At 68.6% G+C, this 19,040-nt stretch carries 20 protein-coding genes; 13 read left to right on the top strand and 7 right to left on the bottom strand.

The genetic code is table 11. The annotated features are described in order from the left end of the window. Positions 1-255: 255 nt before the first annotated feature. On the top strand, positions 256-588 hold the full coding sequence (locus GBZ26_RS15120) for a hypothetical protein (RefSeq protein WP_174439542.1): 333 nt from the start codon (positions 256-258) through the stop codon (positions 586-588). 69 nt (positions 589-657) lie between these two features. Next, positions 658-2,103: a D-glycero-beta-D-manno-heptose-7-phosphate kinase gene (gene rfaE1, locus GBZ26_RS15115; RefSeq protein WP_174439541.1), complete on the top strand. Its 1,446-nt coding sequence runs from the start codon at positions 658-660 to the stop codon at positions 2,101-2,103. 52 nt (positions 2,104-2,155) lie between these two features. Here the strand turns inward: rfaE1 and GBZ26_RS15110 are convergent, their stop codons facing one another. Further along, entirely contained in the window at positions 2,156-2,314 is a 159-nt protein-coding gene (locus GBZ26_RS15110; RefSeq protein ID WP_038526216.1) for an entericidin A/B family lipoprotein, read from the bottom strand. A gap of 125 nt (positions 2,315-2,439) precedes the next feature. Between GBZ26_RS15110 and GBZ26_RS15105 the strand changes: the two genes are divergently transcribed. The 3 genes from GBZ26_RS15105 to lpdA all read left to right on the top strand — a co-directional run bounded on the left by GBZ26_RS15105 (position 2,440) and on the right by lpdA (position 5,660). Next, positions 2,440-3,321: an alpha/beta fold hydrolase gene (locus GBZ26_RS15105; RefSeq protein ID WP_174439540.1), complete on the top strand. Its 882-nt coding sequence runs from the start codon at positions 2,440-2,442 to the stop codon at positions 3,319-3,321. 86 nt (positions 3,322-3,407) lie between these two features. Continuing rightward, the gene (locus GBZ26_RS15100) at positions 3,408-4,052 is read left to right on the top strand and encodes a hypothetical protein (RefSeq protein WP_174439539.1); all 645 of its coding nucleotides are present in this window, start codon (positions 3,408-3,410) and stop codon (positions 4,050-4,052) included. A 207-nt stretch (positions 4,053-4,259) separates the two neighbouring features. Beyond that, positions 4,260-5,660 carry a dihydrolipoyl dehydrogenase gene (gene lpdA / locus GBZ26_RS15095; protein WP_174439538.1) on the top strand — a complete coding sequence of 467 codons (1,401 nt, stop codon included), beginning with the start codon at positions 4,260-4,262 and terminating at the stop codon, positions 5,658-5,660. A 99-nt stretch (positions 5,661-5,759) separates the two neighbouring features. Here lpdA and GBZ26_RS15090 read toward each other — a convergent pair whose 3' ends face one another. Genes GBZ26_RS15090 through fsa form a run of 3 tightly spaced genes read right to left on the bottom strand, consistent with a single transcriptional unit; the run spans position 5,760 to position 8,113 of the window. After that, positions 5,760-6,719 (bottom strand): tyrosine recombinase XerC, encoded by a 960-nt coding sequence (locus GBZ26_RS15090; RefSeq protein ID WP_174439537.1) that lies wholly within the window; start codon positions 6,717-6,719, stop codon positions 5,760-5,762. Positions 6,720-6,732: 13 nt separating this feature from the next. After that, a complete protein-coding gene (locus tag GBZ26_RS15085) occupies positions 6,733-7,446 on the bottom strand; it encodes a DUF484 family protein (protein ID WP_174439536.1) in 714 nt (237 codons plus the stop codon). A gap of 10 nt (positions 7,447-7,456) precedes the next feature. Beyond that, positions 7,457-8,113 carry a fructose-6-phosphate aldolase gene (fsa, locus tag GBZ26_RS15080; RefSeq protein WP_014239434.1) on the bottom strand — a complete coding sequence of 219 codons (657 nt, stop codon included), beginning with the start codon at positions 8,111-8,113 and terminating at the stop codon, positions 7,457-7,459. A 169-nt stretch (positions 8,114-8,282) separates the two neighbouring features. Between fsa and GBZ26_RS15075 the strand changes: the two genes are divergently transcribed. Together GBZ26_RS15075 and GBZ26_RS15070 are read left to right on the top strand one after the other, a co-directional pair. Further along, positions 8,283-10,466 carry a primosomal protein N' gene (locus GBZ26_RS15075; protein WP_174439535.1) on the top strand — a complete coding sequence of 728 codons (2,184 nt, stop codon included), beginning with the start codon at positions 8,283-8,285 and terminating at the stop codon, positions 10,464-10,466. 159 nt (positions 10,467-10,625) lie between these two features. Beyond that, entirely contained in the window at positions 10,626-11,129 is a 504-nt protein-coding gene (locus GBZ26_RS15070) for a cache domain-containing protein (protein ID WP_246653546.1), read from the top strand. A gap of 38 nt (positions 11,130-11,167) precedes the next feature. On the opposite strand, the gene GBZ26_RS15065 is transcribed toward GBZ26_RS15070, so the two are convergent. Next, complete coding sequence (locus tag GBZ26_RS15065; RefSeq protein ID WP_014239437.1) at positions 11,168-11,491, bottom strand: hypothetical protein; 324 nt, start codon at positions 11,489-11,491, stop codon at positions 11,168-11,170. 414 nt (positions 11,492-11,905) lie between these two features. Here GBZ26_RS15065 and GBZ26_RS15060 point away from each other — a divergent pair, with 414 nt between their 5' ends. From GBZ26_RS15060 to GBZ26_RS15035, 6 genes are all read left to right on the top strand, one after another. Beyond that, positions 11,906-12,475, top strand: coding sequence for a F0F1 ATP synthase subunit delta (locus GBZ26_RS15060; RefSeq protein ID WP_014239438.1), 570 nt, complete (start codon positions 11,906-11,908; stop codon positions 12,473-12,475). After that, entirely contained in the window at positions 12,475-14,004 is a 1,530-nt protein-coding gene (gene atpA, locus GBZ26_RS15055; RefSeq protein ID WP_035671446.1) for a F0F1 ATP synthase subunit alpha, read from the top strand. Before GBZ26_RS15060 ends, atpA begins: the two co-directional genes overlap by 1 nt. Positions 14,005-14,076: 72 nt before the next feature. Then, positions 14,077-14,967 carry a F0F1 ATP synthase subunit gamma gene (locus tag GBZ26_RS15050; RefSeq protein ID WP_174439533.1) on the top strand — a complete coding sequence of 297 codons (891 nt, stop codon included), beginning with the start codon at positions 14,077-14,079 and terminating at the stop codon, positions 14,965-14,967. 69 nt (positions 14,968-15,036) lie between these two features. After that, positions 15,037-16,476: a F0F1 ATP synthase subunit beta gene (gene atpD / locus GBZ26_RS15045; protein WP_014239441.1), complete on the top strand. Its 1,440-nt coding sequence runs from the start codon at positions 15,037-15,039 to the stop codon at positions 16,474-16,476. A gap of 90 nt (positions 16,477-16,566) precedes the next feature. Continuing rightward, entirely contained in the window at positions 16,567-16,980 is a 414-nt protein-coding gene (locus GBZ26_RS15040; protein ID WP_014239442.1) for a F0F1 ATP synthase subunit epsilon, read from the top strand. Positions 16,981-17,177: 197 nt separating this feature from the next. After that, positions 17,178-17,996: an acyl-ACP desaturase gene (locus GBZ26_RS15035; RefSeq protein WP_174439532.1), complete on the top strand. Its 819-nt coding sequence runs from the start codon at positions 17,178-17,180 to the stop codon at positions 17,994-17,996. 22 nt (positions 17,997-18,018) lie between these two features. Here the strand turns inward: GBZ26_RS15035 and GBZ26_RS15030 are convergent, their stop codons facing one another. Together GBZ26_RS15030 and GBZ26_RS15025 are read right to left on the bottom strand one after the other, a co-directional pair. Next, positions 18,019-18,516: an RNA pyrophosphohydrolase gene (locus GBZ26_RS15030; protein WP_174439531.1), complete on the bottom strand. Its 498-nt coding sequence runs from the start codon at positions 18,514-18,516 to the stop codon at positions 18,019-18,021. A gap of 5 nt (positions 18,517-18,521) precedes the next feature. After that, the coding region (locus tag GBZ26_RS15025; RefSeq protein WP_174439530.1) for a divergent polysaccharide deacetylase family protein at positions 18,522-19,040 on the bottom strand (519 nt) is incomplete at its 5' end.

Below are 19,040 nucleotides of genomic sequence, written 5' to 3'. Positions count from 1 at the left end.
ACGCAGCGATGGGAAGGGCGAATGACATTATATTGTTGTTTGAGAGGTATGAAGGGCCCCGGAGAACTCCAGAGGGTAGATCGTCGGAAGCGTCGGAGGTGGAGAAGACACGGGGGGAGGGGATGCCGGAAGATAGGGCAGGAGGGAACGAGTGCCTAGCCAACGCGGCGCGGCTGCGGGATTTTGTCCGGTTGAGGGCGCGGTGTCGCCGGCCCATACTGGTCTTTCCAAGCAGCCCGAAACGGAGGGCAGGCCATGTCCATCCTGAGATTCGAAGCGGTCCTGCAGACCGACCGGACCGCCGCTCTGATGGCGGCGGCCGACGGCATCACCGGCAACGGCGGCTGGATCGTCGACCACACGCTCTTCCCCGACGTGATGGCGGTCATCGCCTTCTGCATCCCCGCCAACCGGACGACGGCGCTGGGCGACGCGCTGGCCGCCGCCGGCATCCAGCTCAGCCCATCCCTGCCGCCCTCCCTTCCGGGGACCGGCGAGGCGACGGAGCGGGAGTTGCAGGGGCAGTTGACCCTGACCTTCGCCAAGGGCACCGGCGATCTGCGCCACGAGGTTCCGGCCTTCGAATGACCGGCGCGCTCCGTCCGGGGCCGCGCTCCCCTCTGGCGCGCCACTCCCAAGATTGGTAGTAGAACCCGCATGAGCGACCTTGCCCGTCACATCGACTCCCTGTCCCGCGCCAGCGTGCTGTGCGTCGGCGACGTCATGCTCGACCGTTTCATCTACGGGTCGGTCGACCGCGTGTCTCCCGAAGCGCCGATCCCCGTGCTGCGGATCGAGCGCGAGACGGCCATGCTCGGCGGCGCCGGCAACGTGGCCGCCAACGTCATGGCGCTGGGCGCCGGCTGCCGCTTCGTGTCGGTGGTGGGCGAGGACGCGGCGGGGCTGGAACTGGTCCGCCTCGTGGCGAAGGAGACGGGCGACGGCGGCGGGCTGGTGGCCGAGCCGGGGCGCCAGACCACCGTCAAGACGCGCTTCATCGGCGGGCGCCAGCAGCTTCTGCGCGCCGACGCCGAGACCATCGCCGCCATCGGGTCGGAGGAGGAGGTGATGGTCGCCGCCCGCACCGGCCTGCTGACGGTGGGCGCGGTGATCCTGTCCGACTACGGCAAGGGCGTGCTGACCGACGCTCTGGTCGCGCAGCTCATCCGGGCGGCGCGGGAGGCCGGGCTGCCGGTGGTGGTCGATCCCAAGGGCGACGATTTCGGACGCTACCGCGGGGCCAGCGTGATCACGCCCAACCGCAAGGAGCTGATCCAGGCGACGGGGATGCCCGCCGACAGCGACGCGGAGGTCGAGGCCGCCTGCGGCTTCCTGCTGGACAGCTGCGGCATCGACGCGGTGGTCGCCACGCGCAGCGAGCGCGGCATGTCCGTGGTGACCCGCAATGGGGCCACCCATCTGCCGGCCAACGCGCGCGAGGTCTTCGACGTGTCGGGCGCCGGCGACACGGTGGTGGCGACCCTGACCTCCGCCCTGTCGGTTGGGGTGGAACTGACCGACGCGGCGCGGCTGGCCAATCTGGCCGCCGGGATCGTGGTGGGGAAGGTCGGCACCGCGGTGGTCCGCGCGCCGGAGCTGCTGTCCGCCCTGCACGAGCAGGAATGGCGCAGCGGCGAGGAGAAGGTCGACACGCTGGAGCAGGCCGTGGAGCGCGCGGCGCGCTGGCGTGCCCGCGGCAAGCGGGTGGGCTTCACCAACGGCTGCTTCGACCTGCTGCACCCCGGCCACATCTCGCTGCTGAACCAGGCCAAGGCGGCCTGCGACGTGCTGGTGGTGGGGCTGAACAGCGACGCCTCGGTGAAGCGGCTGAAGGGCGAGACCCGCCCGGTGCAGACCGAGACGGCGCGGGCGACGGTGCTCGCCTCGCTGGCCTGCGTCGATCTGGTGGTGGTCTTCGGCGAGGACACGCCGGAGGAGCTGATCCGCGCCCTGCGGCCCGACGTGCTGGTGAAGGGGGCGGACTACACCGTCGCCACGGTGGTCGGCGCCGGCTTCGTGCAGAGCTACGGCGGCAAGGTCGTGCTGGCCGACCTCGTGGACGGCCAGAGCACGACCAACACCATCAAGCGCATGCAGCGCTGAATTCGTGGCGCTGACCGCCCCGGCTTGCGGCCGGGGCGTCCACGCCACGCGATCACATCTTCTTCTGGACGCTGTCCGACGAGCGCTCCACGGCGCGGCCGCCCGCCTGCACGTCCTGGCCCATGCCTTCGACGGTGTTGCAGGCGGCGAGGCTGGTGGTCAGGGCGGCACCCAGGGCGGCGAAAAGGACGAGCTTCTTCAGGCTACGCATGGCATTTTCCTCTTGAGGTCGAAAACAATCGGCTGAAAAACGCGAGAAACCCGCCAAAGGTTTCCGAAGCCTCGCCGTGCGGAAGGACAGTTCTCCACACTCAAACGGATAGGGGGAGGGCGCGCATGTTCGAAGGGTTCACCCGCCACCGCATCGCCACCGACGGCGCCGAGATCCATACACTGGTCGGCGGCGAAGGGCCGCCGCTCCTTTTGCTTCATGGGTTTCCGCAGTGCCATGCCCTGTGGAACCGGGTCGCGCCGCGGCTGGCCGAGCGCTTCACCGTGGTGCTGACCGACCTGCGGGGGTACGGCCAATCGTCGAAGCCGCCGGGCGATTCCGCGCACGAGACCTACTGCAAACGCGCCAACGCGCGCGATCAGGTGGCGGTGATGGCCGCGCTTGGTTTCGACCGCTTCCGATTGGCTGGGCACGACCGCGGCGCGCGGGTGGCGCACCGGCTCGTCCTCGACCATCCCGGCCGGGTCGAGCGCGTTGCCTTCCTCGACGTGGTGCCGACGCTGGAGGTCTTCGCCCGCATCGACCAGCGCATGGCGACCGCCTATTATCACTGGTTCTTCCTGATCCAGCCGAACCATCTGGCGGAGCGGCTGATCGGGGCGGACCCCGACTTCTACCTCGGGCAGGTGCTCGGCTCCATCGGCAGCAGCGCCGACATCTTCGAGCCGGAGGCGATGGAGGCCTACCGCACCGCCTTCCGCGACCCCGCCACCGTCCACGCCATGTGCGAGGACTACCGCGCCGCCGCCGGCATCGACCTGGAGCACGACCGCGAGGACCGCGCGGCGGGCCGCAAGGTGGCGTGCCCGGCCCTGTTCCTGTGGGGCCGCAACAGCGCGGTCGGGCGTCTCTACGACGATCCGCTGGGCATCTGGCGCGGCTACGCCCCGGCCATCGAGGGGCATGTGATGCCCGCCGGCCATTTCATCCCGGAGGAGGCGCCGGGGGAGACGGCGCGGGCGCTGCTGGATTTCTTCTCCGGCTGATCCTCACGCCGCGCGTGGCGGAACCGTCCCTTTGCCGAGGCCCGGAGCACCCGCTCCGGTCCGGCATCAAGGAAAGGGACATCGCCATGCGTTGCCAGCAGTTTCTGACCACCGTCCAGGGGTGCGTCGCCAACGGCACCCTCAACGGCCCGCGGGCCGCGGTGCTGGCCCAGAACGCCAACATCCGCGGCGGCTGGGAGGGCTGGCTCCAGGCCGAGATCGCGCACGGCTTCCTGACCGTTGCGGGCAACTGGACCTGCGACCGTGAACGGCCCTATCCGTCCACCAACGCCGCGAATCCCTATCTCACCTACACGACGGTCGGCGGCCCGGTCTGGGGAGCCACCAACAACGCCAACGCCGCCGCCCGCGCCGACTTCTACCTGCGCCGCAACACCGGAGTGGCCGACGACGTCTACATCGAACTGAAGTGCATCCTGCCCGCCCACGCCACGCCCATCCAGGACGCCTGGAACCGCTTCAACGCCGATGTCGTGAAGCAGCAGACCCTGCGCGGCGGCAACCCTGGTCTGAACTACGTCTCGCTCCTGGCGACCTTCGGCACCTTCCAGGCCGCGGACGTGGCGGGACCCAACCCGAACCTCGGCTGGTACTGGGCCGGCGGACGGTCCGCCTACGTGTACGACATGGCCAACAATCAGGTCACCACCCTGGCGAACGTCGCCCAGGCCGGCGCCCCGCGCCTGTTCCTGGTCGCCGTGTCGGTGTGACGCGGGCCGGGTCACCGGTTCCGATGGCGCCTGTTCCGGCATGGGTTCCAGCCGTTCCCATGCCGGTCTCTCAACCCGGCATCCCTCCCCCGGACGAACTGTCCCGTTGCCAGTTGGCCTGAGCGGCGGCATAAATCGGCGCGCGGCCCTCCCCGCTGGACGGGAAGGCTTTTGGCAAACACAAAAATGGCGGAAGGAAAGCCCCCAATGGCTGAAAGCACTTTCGACGTCGTCGTGGTCGGCGGCGGTCCCGGCGGGTATGTCTGCGCGATCCGTGCGGCGCAGCTCGGTTTCAAGGTCGCCTGCGTCGAGAAGCGCAGCGCGCTGGGCGGCACCTGCCTGAATGTGGGCTGCATCCCCTCCAAGGCGCTGCTCGCGGCGTCGGAGAAGTTCGAGGAGGCCAAGCACGGCCTCGCCAAGTTCGGCATCAAGGTCGGCGGCGTCGAGCTGGACCTGCCGGGCATGCTGTCCCACAAGGACAAGGTCGTCAAAGAGAACACCGGCGGCATCGAGTTCCTGTTCAAGAAGAACAAGATCGCCTGGCTGAAGGGTGCCGGCCGCATCACCGCCCCGAACACCGTCGAGGTCGAGGGCATCGGCACCATCACGGCCTCCAAGGCCATCGTCATCGCCACCGGCTCGGAAGTCACCCCGCTGCCGGGCATCGAGATCGACGAGCAGAAGATCGTCTCCTCCACCGGCGCCCTGGAGCTGCCGGAGGTGCCGAAGCGCCTCGTCGTCATCGGCGGCGGCGTGATCGGTCTCGAGCTGGGCTCGGTCTGGGGCCGCCTCGGCGCGCAGGTCACCGTGGTCGAGTTCCTGGACCGCATCCTGCCGACCATGGACGGCGAAGTGTCCAAGCAGATGCAGCGCATCCTGGGCAAGCAGGGCATGACCTTCAAGCTCGGCTCCAAGGTCACCGCCGCCAAGGTCACCAACACCGGTGTCACCCTGTCGGTCGAGCCCGCCGCGGGCGGCACCGCCGAGGAGGTCGAGGCCGACGTCGTGCTGGTCGCCATCGGCCGCCGCGCCTACACCAACGGGCTGGGCCTCGACGCCGTGGGCGTGGAGATGGACAACCGCGGCCGCGTGAAGATCGGCAAGCATTTCGAGACCAACGTGCCGGGCATCTACGCCATCGGTGACGTGGTCGAAGGCCCGATGCTGGCCCACAAGGCCGAGGAGGAGGGCGTGGCGCTCGCCGAGCTGCTGGCCGGCCAGGCGAGCCACGTCAACCACGACCTCGTCCCCGGCGTCGTCTACACCTGGCCGGAAGTGGCCGCGGTCGGCAAGACCGAGGAGGAGCTGAAGGCCGCGGGCGTCGCCTACAAGGCGGGCAAGTTCCCCTTCACCGCCAACGGCCGCGCCCGCGCCAGCGGCACCACCGACGGCTTCGTGAAGATCCTGGCCGACGCGCGCACCGACAAGGTGCTGGGCGTCCACATGGTCGGCCCGAACGTGTCGGAGATGGTCGGCGAGCTGGGCGTGGCGATGGAGTTCAGCGCCTCCGCCGAGGACATCGCCCGCACCTGCCACGCCCACCCGACCCTGTCGGAAGTGACCAAGGAAGCCGCCCTCGCCGTGGACGGCCGCGCCCTGCACATCTAAGGCGCGTCTCTCTCTCTCTCTCTCTCTCTCTCTCCTCTCCCTCCCCTGCGAAGCGGGGGAGGGTCGGGGAGGGGGCAACGCACCTCCCACCCTCGAACTTTATGGCGTCTTCTTCGCCCGCGGGTGCGCCGAGCGGTACACCTGCATCAGCTGCTCGCTCTCCACGTCCGTGTAGCGCTGCGTCGTCGACAGCGAGGCGTGGCCCAGCAGATCCTGAATCGCCCGCAGATCGCCGCCGTCCGCCAGCAGATGCGTGGCGAAGCTGTGCCGCAGCGCGTGCGGCGTCGCGGTCTCCGGCAACCCCATCAGGCGGCGCAGGTCGCGCATCCGCCGTTGCGCGATGGCCGGGGCGAGCTGCCCGCCGCGCACCCCGACGAACAGCGGCGCGTCCGGACCCTGGCGGTAGGGGCAGGCGTCCATGTAGGCCCGCACCGCCTCGGTCACCGCCGGCAGCACCGGGACGATCCGTTCCTTGTTGCCCTTGCCGGTGACGCGCAGCGTCTCGCCCAGCGGCGCCTCGCGGCGCGTCAGGTTCAGCGCCTCCGAGATGCGCAGGCCGCAGCCGTAGAGCAGGGTGAACAGCGCGCGGTCGCGCTTGCCGACCCACGGCTCGTCCGGCTCCTTCTCCGACTCCTCCAGCAGCCGGTCGGCGTCAAGCACGGTCAGCGGCTTCGGCGCCGGGCGCTTGATGCGCGGGCCGGAGAAGGTGTTGATCGCCGGGTTGTGCAAACGCCCGTCGCGGTCCAGCCAGCGGAAGAGGTTGCGCACCGACGACAGGGCGCGCGACCGGCTGTTGGAGCCGATCCCCTTCATGGCGAGGTGGGACAGCCAGGAGCGGAAGTCGGTGACGGTCAGCGCGGCGAGGTCGTTCATCGACGGCGGCTTGGCCTGATAGCCGGTGATGAACTCCAGGAAGGTCGCGACGTCGCCGACGTAGGCGGTCAGCGTGTGGGGCGAGACGTTGCGCTCGCTCTCCATCCAGCGGCGCCAATGCACCAGCACATCCTGCACGTCGGGCTGGGCGGCGAAGCCGAGGACGGGATTCTGTTTTCCGGTCATGCGTTCCGTGGGGTCAGGCCGGCAGTTCGAGCCAGCCGCGGATCACCCGCTCGACCACGCGGGCAAGGAAGCCGACCAGCTCGGTGCCCTGGCCGCCGTGGAAGCTGTCCGGCTCGCGGCTGCCGAAAGCCAACATGCCGTCCGGAGTCTCGCTGGACACCTGGAGGCGGATCAGGACCTCCGACCGCACCAGCCCGGCGCCGGGGCCGTACAGCTCCGGGTCGCCCTGGATGTCGGCGTTCAGCGCCACGTCGGCTTTGCCCAGCCAGCGGTCGACGGTCCCCGGCGCGACCACCCGCACGCCGGAGGTCTGGACATGCGGGGTGTCCTGGCCGTTCGATTCGACGATCAGGCAGGCGACGTCCAGGTCGAGCAGCACCGCCAGATCGGTGGTGATGGTCTGGATGAGCTGCTCGAAGCTCTGCGCGTCGAGGAGGAACAGCACCGCCGCGTGGATGCGGTTCTGGCTGTTCATGTTGGCGCGCGAGGTGCCGATCAGCTCGCGCTGCTGGTCCTTCAGCAGGCGGACCTCGCCGCGCAGCCGCTCGACCATGTAGGCCTGCAGGTCCACCACCCCGCGCCCGCGGTCCTGCGACGGCGGGGTCAGGTGGTGGACGAGATCGCCGTGATGGACCAGGAAGTCGGGATGGTCCCGCAGGTAGGCGTGCACCTCCTCGGCGGTCGGCGCGTCCTTCCGGTGGGGGGTGTGTCCCGGCTCCCGGCCCATGCTGCCGTCCTCAGAGGATGGACTGGCCGGTCTTCTGCCAATCGGCGACGAACTGGGCGAGGCCCTTGTCGGTCAGCGGATGGTTGAAGAGCTGCTTCAGGACCGACGGCGGGGCGGTGACGACATGGGCGCCCAGGCGGGCGGAGTCGACGATGTGGATCGGGTTGCGGATCGAGGCGACCAGCACCTCGGTCTTGAAGTAATCATAGTTGCTGTAAATCTCCACGATGTCGGCGATCAGGCCCATGCCGTCCTGCCCGATGTCGTCCAGGCGGCCGACGAAGGGCGACACGAAGCTGGCGCCGGCCTTGGCGGCCAGGATCGCCTGCGCCGGGGAGAAGCACAGCGTGACGTTGACCATCGTCCCTTCGGAGGACAGCGCCTTGCAGGTCTTCAGGCCGGCCGGGGTCAGCGGAACCTTGACCGTGACGTTGTCGGCGATCTTGGCAAGCTTCTTCCCTTCCGCCAGCATGGTCTCGAAGTCGGTGGACGCCACCTCGGCGCTGACCGGGCCGTCCACCACATCACAAATTTCGGCCACGAGGTCGAGGAAGCTGCGACCGGTCTTGGCGACGAGGGAGGGGTTGGTGGTAACACCGTCCAGCAGGCCGGTGTCGGCCAGATCGCGGATCTCGGCGATGTCGGCGGTGTCAACGAAGAACTTCATGACCTGGAATCCATGCTTGCTGAGGAAGACCGTGCCCTGTTTCCCGGGATTCTCTGCCCGGCGTCGCGGTCAGGGGGCACTCTAGCCGATGCGTGAAAATTCCGCCAGATCCGGGGCCAAATCCGGGGCCGCTTCCGGAGATTCAGCGCAAGCCCTTCTGCCGGGCACGATGCCGGTGGACGCGGACCCGCGCGTCCGCGTGCTTCTGCCGCTGCCGCTGCGCGAGGCCTACGATTACCGCGTGCCCGCCGGGATGACCCTCGTCCCCGGCGATTACGTGGAGGTTCCGCTGGGACCGCGCCGCGTGCTGGGGGTGGTGTGGGGCGACGGCGCCGGAGTCGTGGCGGCCGCCCGGCTGAAGCCGGTGGTCCGCCGCTTCGACGTGCCGCCGATGCCGGAGGTCGAGCGCAAGTTCGTGGAGTGGGTCGCCGCCTACACCATGACGCCGCCGGGCCATGTGCTGCGCATGGCGATCAGCGTGCCGTCGGCGCTGGAGCCGGCGAAGGCCATGCTCGCCTACCTGCGCAAGCCCGACGCCGAGCCGCCCCCCGGCTTCAAGATGACCGACCCGCGGCGGCGCGTGCTGGCCCTGCTGGACGACGGCCCGCCGCGCACTCCGGCCGAGCTGGCGGAGGAGGCCGGCTGCGGCGTCACCGTGGTGCGCGGGCTGGCCGAGGCCGGGCTGCTGGAGCCGGTGCTGCTCCAGCCGACCAAGCTCGGGCGGCCCGACTGCCACCGCCCCGGCCCCACCCTGTCCGCCGACCAGGAGGCCGCGGCGGCGGACCTGCGCGCCCGCGTCGAGTCCGGCGTCTATTCCACCGTGCTGCTCGACGGGGTGACCGGCTCGGGCAAGACGGAGGTCTATTATGAGGCCATCGCCGCCGCCCTGAAGGCGGGCAAGCAGGCGTTGGTGCTGCTGCCGGAAATCGCCCTGTCGGCGCAGTGGCTGGAGCGCTTCGCCCGCCGCTTCGGCGCGCCGCCGGCGGAATGGCATTCCGAGCTGACCGGCGCGCAGCGCCGCGACACCTGGAGGGCGGTGGCCAACGGCGAGGTGCCGGTGGTGGTCGGCGCCCGCTCCGCCCTGTTCCTGCCCTACAAGAACCTCGGCGTCATCATCATCGACGAGGAGCATGACTCCGCCTACAAGCAGGAGGAGGGGTCGATCTACCACGCCCGCGACATGGCCGTGGCGCGGGCGCATCTCGGCGGCATCCCCACCGTGCTGGTCTCCGCCACGCCGTCGCTGGAAACCAAGGTCAACGCCGACAGCAACCGCTACGCCCGCATCGAGCTGCCGGGCCGCCACGGCGGCGCCGTGCTGCCCGACGTGGAACTGGTGGACCTGCGCAAGGACCGGCCGCCGGCGCGCCACTGGCTGGCCCCGTCGCTGAAGAAGGCCATCGAGCAGACGCTGGCGGAGAAGGAGCAGGTGATGCTGTTCCTCAACCGCCGCGGCTATGCCCCGCTGACCCTGTGCCGGGCCTGCGGGCACCGGCTGCAATGCCCCAACTGCACGGCGTGGCTGGTCGAGCACCGGCTGGCCCGCAAGCTCCAGTGCCACCATTGCGGCCTGTCGCAGCCGCTCTCCCCGACCTGCCCGGAATGCGGCGAGGAGGGCACCTTGGCGGCCTGCGGTCCGGGCGTGGAGCGCATCGCCGAGGAGGTGGCGGAGCTGTTCCCCGACGCCCGCGCCGCCATCATGGCGTCGGACACGCTGTTCGGTCCCCGTGCCATCCAGGAGATGGTCCGGCGGATCGCCGACCATGAGCTGGACATCCTGATCGGCACCCAGGTCATGGCGAAGGGCCACCATTTCCCCATGCTGACCCTGGTTGGGGTGGTCGACGCCGACCTCGGGCTGGCCGGCGGCGATTTGCGGGCTGGGGAGCGGACCTACCAGCTCCTCCATCAGGTGGCCGGGCGCGCCGGGCGCGGCGAGCGGCCGGGCCGGGTGATGCTGCAGACCTATATGCCCGAGCATCCGGTGATGCAGGCGCTGGCCGCCGGTGACCGCGACGGCTTCTACCAACTGGAGGCGGAGATGCGGCTGGAGGCCGGGATGCCGCCCTTCGGACGGTTGGCCGCCCTGATCGTGTCGGGGGAGGACGCGGCGGCGGTGGAGAAGCTGTCCATCGCGCTGGGCCGCGCCGCGCCGCGCAGCGACACCGTCGCCGTGCTGGGGCCGGCCCCGGCGCCGCTGGCCCTGCTGCGCGGGCGGCACCGGCGGCGCCTGCTGCTGAAGGCGCCGCGCACCGTTCAGGTGCAACCCCTGATCGCCCAGTGGCTGGAGAAGGTGGAGATTCCGGCCAACGTGCGCGTGCAGGTGGATGTGGACCCCTACAGCTTCCTGTAATGGCGTAGCGTCCGGTAAGAAATGCCGGGTTGCTGTAAAGGGGGGCTGCGACCGATTGTCCCTGCGCGCTCCGCAGGGCACCTGTGACGTTTGGTCCGTTGCGGCCGGCGGGTCATGGTATTACCAGAGTATGGAAGTCATCTTTCGCCGAGCGATCTCATGTCCAGGCTGCGCGGTCGTTTCCACCTCCCCACCTTGCTGACGGTTCTTCCGGTTCTCGCCTTGCTGGCGATCATCGCGCTGGCGGCGGGCGTGCCCGCCCAGACCCGGGGAACGGAATCGGATGCCAGGGCGCTGCTCGACAAGACCAGCGGCTATCTGCGCCAGCACGGCGCGGAGGGTGCGCCGGATGCCTTCGCCCAGCGGGACGGCGCTCTGATCGACCGTGACCTCTACCCGATGCTGATCGACCGCGACGGCGTGATGGTGGCACACGGCTGGACGCCGTCGCTCAACGGCGTGAACCTCAAGGACCTGAAGGACGTCGACGGCAAGCCCTTCATCCAGGAGGCGCTGGGCATCGTGGCGGAGCGGGACTCGGGCGCGGTCAGCTACAAATGGACGGACCCGCTGTCCGGCCAGATCGCGCCGAAGACGATGATCGTGCGCCGCATCGTCCTGGGCGGCGAGCCCTATCTGCTGTCGGTCGGCGTCTATCGCTGACGGCCGAATCAGACTTTTCCGAGGGGTGAAAAAGGCGCTCAGAGCACCGAGACGGAGCGGTCGGCGCGCGGGCGCGGGCGCCAGATCGACAGGCATTCGGACGCGCTGCCTCCCGACCCGATGCCGTACCAGCCGGAGCGGTCGTTGAAGGACAGGCTGTAGCGTCCGCGGCCGTCGCGCTCGAAGCGGAAGACCGGACGGTCCACGCCGGGGAGGAGGACGAGGAGCCGGTCATGCTCCCGGCCCGTTTCGCGGATGACCCCGGCCCAATGGCCAAGGCGCAGCTTCGGCTCGGCCACCGCCTCGAATTCGTTGAGGTCGGCGGGCGTGAAGCGGGCGCAGGAAAAGGCGACGACGGTCATGATTGGCCTGGATTTGTCCTGTCAGACGGGCTATGGGGCGACCGTGCGCGTGAATGGTTAAACGGGTGTTAAGTGGCGCGTTAGGTCACAGTCTGGTCCCTGGACCGTCACGGAGCGGGACCCCGAAAAACGGACCGCGAAGAGGGCAGGGCCTGCGGATGTCGAGGTGATCCGTTGCGGTTGTGAAGTGGTATGCCCATTTCCAGCGCCCGCCGCCAAGAACGGACCCCACGCCGCAGGGGCGCAAAACGCCGCACGCAAGCCGCGTGCAAATTGTCCAGACCCCGTTGCGCAGGGCCTAATCCTGTGATATTGGACCGCTCGCTTTCGCGGGCTGGGCCGCCGCGATGTGGGTTTTGCCCTATTTAAGGCCCTGAAAATTCACCGTCTACCGAACTCAATTCGAGGGATCAGGTGGCAATCGAAGGTACAGGCGTTTCCGAACTCGCTACGCGCTACTCCATCGCGCTGTTCGAGCTTGCGGACGAGAACAAAGCGTTGGATCAGGTCGCGAGCGATCTGGTTGCGCTGAAGCAAATCCTGGCTGAGAGCGCCGACCTTCGCCGCCTCGTCCGCAGTCCCGTGATCAGCCGCGCCGACCAAGGCCGGGCGATGGCCGCGGTTCTGGACCGCGCCGAAGTGTCCGATCTGACCAAGCGCTTCATCGGGCTGGTGGCCAAGAACCGCCGCCTGTTCGCGCTGGAAGGCATGATCGAAGGCTATCTCGCCGAACTGGCCCGCCGTCGCGGCGAAGTGACCGCCCAGGTCACCTCCGCCCAGCCGCTGAGCGACGCTCAGCTGGCCGCGGTCACCGACACGCTGAAGGCGTCGATCGGCTCCAAGGTGTTGGTCAACACCTCGGTCGATCCCGCGCTGATCGGGGGCATGATCGTTAAGTTCGGCTCGCGCATGGTCGACACCTCGGTGCGCACGAAGCTGAACAAATTGCAACTCGCCATGAAGGCCTCAGGGGGATCAGTCTGATGGATATCCGCGCCGCAGAAATCTCTGCGATCCTCAAGCAGCAGATCGCGAATTTCGGGACCGAGGCGGACGTCGCCGAGGTCGGTCAGGTCCTCTCCGTGGGTGACGGCGTCGCCCGCGTGCACGGCCTGGACAACGTGCGCGCCGGCGAGATGGTCGAGTTCCCCGGTGGCATCAAGGGCATGGCGCTGAACCTCGAGACCGACAACGTCGGCGTCGTGATCTTCGGCACCGACAGCGAGATCAAGGAAGGCGACACCGTCAAGCGCACGGGCACCATCGTGGACGTGCCGGTCGGCAAGGGTCTGCTGGGCCGCGTCGTGGACGGCCTGGGCAACCCGATCGACGGCAAGGGCCCGCTGGTGGACGTCACCCGCACCCGCGTCGAGGTCAAGGCCCCCGGCATCATCCCGCGCAAGTCGGTGCACGAGCCGATGCAGACCGGCCTGAAGGCCGTCGACAGCCTGGTTCCGATCGGCCGCGGCCAGCGCGAGCTGATCATCGGTGACCGCCAGACCGGCAAGACCGCCGTCGTCATCGACACCTTCCTGAACCAGAAGCCGATCAACCAGGGCGACGACGAGAGCAAGAAGCTCTACTGCATCTACGTCGCCGTCGGTCAGAAGCGCTCCACCGTCGCCCAGATCGTCAAGACCCTGGAAGACGCCGGCGCCCTCGAATACTCCATCGTCGTCGCGGCCACCGCGTCGGAGCCGGCCCCGCTGCAGTTCCTGGCGCCCTACACCGGCTGCACGATGGGCGAGTACTTCCGCGACAACGGCATGCACGCCCTGATCGTGTACGATGACCTGTCCAAGCAGGCCGTCGCGTACCGTCAGATGTCGCTGCTGCTCCGCCGTCCGCCGGGCCGCGAAGCCTACCCGGGCGACGTGTTCTACCTCCACAGCCGCCTGCTCGAGCGCGCCGCCAAGATGGGCGACGCCCACGGCAACGGCTCGCTGACCGCCCTGCCGGTCATCGAGACGCAGGCCGGCGACGTGTCGGCCTACATCCCGACGAACGTGATCTCGATCACCGACGGCCAGATCTTCCTCGAGACGGGCCTGTTCTATAAGGGCATCCGTCCGGCCATCAACGTCGGCCTGTCGGTGTCGCGCGTCGGCTCCGCCGCCCAGATCAAGGCGATGAAGCAGGTCGCGGGCACCATCAAGATGGAGCTGGCCCAGTACCGCGAGATGGCCGCCTTCGCGCAGTTCGCCTCGGACCTCGACGCCGCCACCCAGCGCCTGCTGGCCCGCGGCGCCCGTCTGACCGAGCTGCTGAAGCAGCCGCAGTTCCAGCCGCTGCCGGTCGAAGAGCAGGTCGTGTCGATCTTCTCGGGCGTGAAGGGCTACCTCGACAAGATCAAGGTCGAGGACGTCAACCGCTTCGAGCAGAAGTTCCTCGCCGAGGTCCGCTCCAAGGGGGCCGACATCCTGGCGACGATCCGCAACGAGAAGCAGATCACCTCTGCGACCGAGGAGCGCCTGAAGGCCTTCCTCGACAACTTCTCCAAGGTGTTCGTCTGATCGACGGCGGGGGCGCAGTCCCTGCGCCCCGTCCGTCAACCCGAACGACCCCGAGCGGAATGAAGGGCCGGCATGCCTAACCTCAAGGACCTAAAGAACCGGATCGCCAGCGTCCAATCGACGCGGAAGATCACCTCGGCGATGAAGATGGTCGCCGCCTCCAAGCTCCGCCGTGCGCAGGAGCAGGCGGAAGCCGGTCGTCCCTACGCCGAGCGCATGGGCCGCATGCTGGCCTCTCTCGCGGCCAACGTGCAGGACTCGGGCAACGGCCCGAAGCTGATGACCGGCACCGGTTCCGATCAGGTGCATCTCCTCGTCATCATCAGCTCCGACCGCGGCCTGTGCGGCGCCTTCAACGGCGCCATCGTCCGTGAGTCCCGCCGCCAGATCCTGCGCCTCCAGTCGGAAGGCAAGACGGTCAAGCTGCTCACCGTCGGCCGCAAGGCCCGCGACCAGCTGCGCCGCGAGTTCGGCTCGCTGATCGTCGAGACCTACGAGGATGTGGGCCGCCGCAGGCTGTCCTTCGCCGACGCCGATGTCGTCGCGCAGAAGGTCCTGGCGATGTACGACGCGGGCGAGTTCGACGTCTGCTCGGTGATCTTCAACAAGTTCAAGTCGGCGATCTCCCAGATCGTGACCGTCCAGCAGCTCGTTCCCTTCGCCGTCGAGGCGCAGGCGGACGAGGAGGCCGCGGGCGCCGAGGTCAAGGCGATCTACGAGTTCGAGCCCGACGAGGAGCAGATCCTCGCCGAGCTGCTGCCGCGCAACCTGTCGATCCAGGTCTACCGCGCCCTCCTGGAAAGCGCCGCGTCCGAACAGGGCGCCCGCATGACCGCGATGGACAACGCGACGCGCAACGCCGGCGACATGATCAACAAGCTGACGATCACCTACAACCGCACGCGCCAGGCCTACATCACCAAGGAGCTGATCGAGATCATCTCCGGCGCCGAGGCGGTTTAACGGCGCAGCGTTCGCGGTCGATACGACGGCACATCCGACAATTATCGAGTTCCGAGGGAGCTTTACTCCATGGCCACCACCACCCAGGCGACGAACGCCGTCGGCAAGATCACGCAGGTCACGGGCGCCGTTGTCGACGTCCAGTTCGACGGCGAGCTGCCGGCCATTCTGAACGCTCTGCACACCCAGAACGACGGCAAGGTCCTCGTGCTCGAGGTTGCCCAGCACCTCGGCGAGAGCACCGTCCGCGCCATCGCCATGGACAGCACCGACGGCCTGGTCCGCGGCGCCGAAGTGACGGACACCGGCGCCCCGATCGCCGTGCCGGTCGGCCCGGCCACCCTCGGCCGCATCATCAACGTGATCGGCGAGCCGATCGACGAGCGCGGCGACGTCGGCGCCGAGCGCACCCTGCCGATCCACCGTGCGGCCCCGGACTTCGTCGAGCAGTCGACGGACGCCGAAGTGCTGATCACCGGCATCAAGGTCATCGACCTGCTGGCTCCCTACGCCAAGGGCGGCAAGATCGGCCTGTTCGGCGGCGCCGGCGTGGGCAAGACCGTGACCATCATGGAGCTGATCAACAACGTCGCGAAGGCGCACGGCGGCGTGTCGGTGTTCGCGGGCGTGGGCGAGCGCACCCGTGAGGGCAACGACCTCTACCACGAGATGATCGAGTCGGGCGTCATCAAGCTCGACGGCCCGGGTTCCAAGGTGGCCCTGGTGTACGGCCAGATGAACGAGCCGCCGGGCGCCCGCGCCCGCGTCGCCCTGTCCGGTCTGACCCTCGCGGAATACTTCCGCGACGAGGAAGGCCAGGACGTGCTGTTCTTCGTGGACAACATCTTCCGCTTCACGCAGGCCGGTTCGGAAGTGTCGGCTCTGCTGGGCCGCATCCCGTCGGCGGTGGGTTACCAGCCGACGCTGGCCACCGACATGGGCGCCCTGCAGGAGCGCATCACCTCCACGAAGAAGGGGTCGATCACCTCGGTGCAGGCCATTTACGTGCCCGCCGACGATCTGACCGACCCGGCCCCGGCCACCTCCTTCGCCCACCTGGACGCCACCACGGTGCTGTCGCGTTCGATCGCCGAAATGGCGATCTTCCCGGCGGTGGACCCGCTGGACTCGACCAGCCGCATCCTGGACCCGCGCGTCGTCGGTGAAGAGCACTACACCGTCGCCCGTTCGGTGCAGCGCGTTCTGCAGACCTACAAGTCGCTGCAGGACATCATCGCGATCCTGGGCATGGACGAGCTGTCGGAAGAGGACAAGCTGGTCGTGGCCCGCGCCCGCAAGATCCAGCGCTTCCTGTCGCAGCCGTTCCACGTCGCCGAGGTGTTCACCGGCACCCCGGGCGTGCTCGTCAGCCTGGAAGACACCATCAAGGGCTTCAAGGGCATCGTCAACGGCGACTACGACCACCTGCCGGAAGCGGCCTTCTACATGGTCGGCACCATCGACGAAGCCATCGCCAAGGCGAAGAAGCTGGCCGCCGAAGCCGCCTGACCAGGGCTGGCTGAGGTTCGGTAACGAGGCTAACCCTCTCCTCCGCCCGCGCGGGGGAGGGGGTTCTTATGAAGAGGCACCAGGAAACCCATGGCCGATAAAGTCGAATTCGAGCTGGTCTCTCCGGAGAAGCTGCTGACCTCGCAGCCCGTCGACATGGTCGTGGTGCCGGGTTCGGAAGGTGACTTCGGCGTCCTCGCCGGCCACTCGCCGATGATTTCGACCGTCCGTCCGGGCGTGATCGACGTCTACGAGGCCGACCGCGTGGTCGACCGGGTGTTCGTCGCCGGCGGCTTCGCCGAGGTGACCGAGACCCGCTGCACCGTTCTGGCCGAGGAGGCCATCGCGGTCGCCGAGATCGACCGCGCCAAGGTCGAGCAGCAGATCCGCGACCTGGGCGAGGATCTGGAAGACGCCAAGTCCGACGACGAGAAGGCCCGCGTGGAGGCGAAGATCGCCATCGCCCGCGCCAAGCTCGACGCGACCGGCGCGACCACGCACTGACACCGGGGTCGGCCCGGCGGCGACCGCCGGCTGGGCCGTTTCCGTTGCATTGCGCCATCGCAGCCATACATAGTGTCCCCCAGGGGATCGAACGCCTCCCGGCCCGTCCGTCGAGGCGTTTTTGTTTTTGTCGTCCTATTCTCCGTCAGAGCGTGGAACAACCGGCCCGGAACGGCGGCCAGCAGCGGGAGTGGAGTGTGGCGTTGCACTGGAAATACGAAGAGCTTCCCTGGGATCAGTTGGACCACACGAAGGTCGATCCCGATCTCGTCCCGCTCATCAAGGCGGCCGCCCTGGTGGAGTTCAACGCCGACGACTACACGGCCTATCTCTGCAACGTCTTCCACGACGATCCCGAGTTCCAGGAGGTCGCGCACGGCTGGGCGGTCGAGGAGGTCCAGCACGGCCGTGCGCTCGGCAAATGGGCGGAACTGGTCGATCCGACCTTCAACTTCGACCGGGCCGTGGAGCGCTTCCGCGCCGGCTACAAGGTGCCGATCGACCTCGACGCCTCGGTCCGCGGCTCGCGCACCGGCGAGATGATCGCCCGCTGCATGGTCGAGACCGGCACCAGCAGCTATTACGCGGCCATCGGGGACTCGACGGACGAACCGGTGCTCAAGCTGATCTGCAAGAACATCGCCGCCGACGAGCTGCGCCACTTCAAGCTCTTCTACACCTACACGAAGAAGTATCTGGAGCTGGAGCAGCTGAACAAGTTCCAGCGTCTCAAGGTGGCGCTGTCGCGCATCGGCGAGTCGGAGGACGACGAGCTGGCCTACGCCTACTACGCGGCCAACGCGCCGGAGGGCGAGCCCTACGCGCACAAGACCTATAATCAGGCCTACATGCGCCGCGCCTACGGCCGCTACCGGCCCAAGCACGTCGACCGCGCGGTGGCGATGGTCTTCAAGGCCTGCGGGCTGAAGCCGCACACCCGCTTCTACAGCGTCGCCGCCCGCGGCGCCTGGTGGCTGATCGAAAGCCGCGCCAAGCGGCTGGCCAAGGTGGCCTGAACAGGACGGGGCGCGGCGGGAATCAGCCCCGCCGCAGCGCCGCGATCACCGGGGCGAACTCCGCCAGCACCGACTCGTAGACCGGGCGCTTGAAGGGCACGATCAGGCTGGGCAGATCGTCGGCATCGACCCATTTCCAGGCGTCGAACTCCGGGTGCTCGGTGGCGAGGTCGATGTCGCTGTCCGCGCCCGTGAAGCGGGCGGCCAGCCAGACCTGCTCCTGGCCGCGCCAGCGGCCCTTCCAGACCTTGCCCAGTAGATGGTCGGGCAGGTCGTAGCGCAGCGTCTCCGCCGTCTGCCCGAGGATCTCGGCCTTGTCGGTGCCGATCTCCTCTTTCAGCTCGCGCAGGGCGGCCTCATGCACGCCCTCGCCCTCGTCGATGCCGCCCTGGGGCATTTGCCAGGCGTCCTTGCTGTCGCAGCGCCGGGCCACGAAGACCTGCCCGCGGTCGTTCAGCAGCATCACGCCCACGCAGGGGCGGTAGGGGAGGGACTCGCGGTCGATGGGCTTCTTGCTCATGCGCCTTATTGCTTCTGCATGTTGGCCAGGGCGGAGACCGGCACGATGGCGATGCCACGGTCGGCCAGCCCGGTGAGCCACAGGTTGATCCGTTCGATGGTGCTGGGGTAAGGCGCGCCGATGCCCACCGCCGCCCCGTTGGCCTTGGCGATGGCCTCCAACTCGGCGAGCTGGTCGTCGATGGCGCCGCGCGACAGGTCGCGGTCGATCACCCGGTCGGCGAAGGCCCGCGGCACGCCCGCCTGACCCGCCAGGGAGCCGGCGACGCTGCGCGGGTTGGCGCGGGCGTCGAGCACCATCAGGCCGCGCGCCTTCATCGCCGCGACGACCGGGTTCACCGCGTCGGGGTTGGCGGTGAACTTGCTGCCCGTGGTGCTGGTGATGCCGACATAGCCGACCGCCTTGCCCAGCGACCATTCCAGCCGCTCCATGTTGCGCTCGGGCGGCAGCATGGTGAGAAGGGCGTTGGGGCCGGGGTCGTTGCGCGGGTAGTCCTGCGGCTCCATGGCTGTCACTGATACACA

The organism is Azospirillum formosense, assembly GCF_013340925.1.
Classification (GTDB): Bacteria; Pseudomonadota; Alphaproteobacteria; order Azospirillales; family Azospirillaceae; genus Azospirillum; species Azospirillum formosense.
This window is presented reverse-complemented; position numbering and strand designations above follow the sequence as displayed.

What these genes read in the sequence shown, in the direction of transcription:
- GBZ26_RS15120 (WP_174439542.1), top strand. Translation starts at nt 256, where the DNA reads ATGTCCATCCTGAGATTCGAAGCGGTCCTGCAGACCGACCGGACCGCC.
- rfaE1 (WP_174439541.1), top strand. Translation starts at nt 658, where the DNA reads ATGAGCGACCTTGCCCGTCACATCGACTCCCTGTCCCGCGCCAGCGTG.
- GBZ26_RS15110 (WP_038526216.1), bottom strand. Translation starts at nt 2,314, where the DNA reads ATGCGTAGCCTGAAGAAGCTCGTCCTTTTCGCCGCCCTGGGTGCCGCC.
- GBZ26_RS15105 (WP_174439540.1), top strand. Translation starts at nt 2,440, where the DNA reads ATGTTCGAAGGGTTCACCCGCCACCGCATCGCCACCGACGGCGCCGAG.
- GBZ26_RS15100 (WP_174439539.1), top strand. Translation starts at nt 3,408, where the DNA reads ATGCGTTGCCAGCAGTTTCTGACCACCGTCCAGGGGTGCGTCGCCAAC.
- lpdA (WP_174439538.1), top strand. Translation starts at nt 4,260, where the DNA reads ATGGCTGAAAGCACTTTCGACGTCGTCGTGGTCGGCGGCGGTCCCGGC.
- GBZ26_RS15090 (WP_174439537.1), bottom strand. Translation starts at nt 6,719, where the DNA reads ATGACCGGAAAACAGAATCCCGTCCTCGGCTTCGCCGCCCAGCCCGAC.
- GBZ26_RS15085 (WP_174439536.1), bottom strand. Translation starts at nt 7,446, where the DNA reads ATGGGCCGGGAGCCGGGACACACCCCCCACCGGAAGGACGCGCCGACC.
- fsa (WP_014239434.1), bottom strand. Translation starts at nt 8,113, where the DNA reads ATGAAGTTCTTCGTTGACACCGCCGACATCGCCGAGATCCGCGATCTG.
- GBZ26_RS15075 (WP_174439535.1), top strand. Translation starts at nt 8,283, where the DNA reads ATGCCGGTGGACGCGGACCCGCGCGTCCGCGTGCTTCTGCCGCTGCCG.
- GBZ26_RS15070 (WP_246653546.1), top strand. Translation starts at nt 10,626, where the DNA reads ATGTCCAGGCTGCGCGGTCGTTTCCACCTCCCCACCTTGCTGACGGTT.
- GBZ26_RS15065 (WP_014239437.1), bottom strand. Translation starts at nt 11,491, where the DNA reads ATGACCGTCGTCGCCTTTTCCTGCGCCCGCTTCACGCCCGCCGACCTC.
- atpA (WP_035671446.1), top strand. Translation starts at nt 12,475, where the DNA reads ATGGATATCCGCGCCGCAGAAATCTCTGCGATCCTCAAGCAGCAGATC.
- GBZ26_RS15050 (WP_174439533.1), top strand. Translation starts at nt 14,077, where the DNA reads ATGCCTAACCTCAAGGACCTAAAGAACCGGATCGCCAGCGTCCAATCG.
- atpD (WP_014239441.1), top strand. Translation starts at nt 15,037, where the DNA reads ATGGCCACCACCACCCAGGCGACGAACGCCGTCGGCAAGATCACGCAG.
- GBZ26_RS15040 (WP_014239442.1), top strand. Translation starts at nt 16,567, where the DNA reads ATGGCCGATAAAGTCGAATTCGAGCTGGTCTCTCCGGAGAAGCTGCTG.
- GBZ26_RS15030 (WP_174439531.1), bottom strand. Translation starts at nt 18,516, where the DNA reads ATGAGCAAGAAGCCCATCGACCGCGAGTCCCTCCCCTACCGCCCCTGC.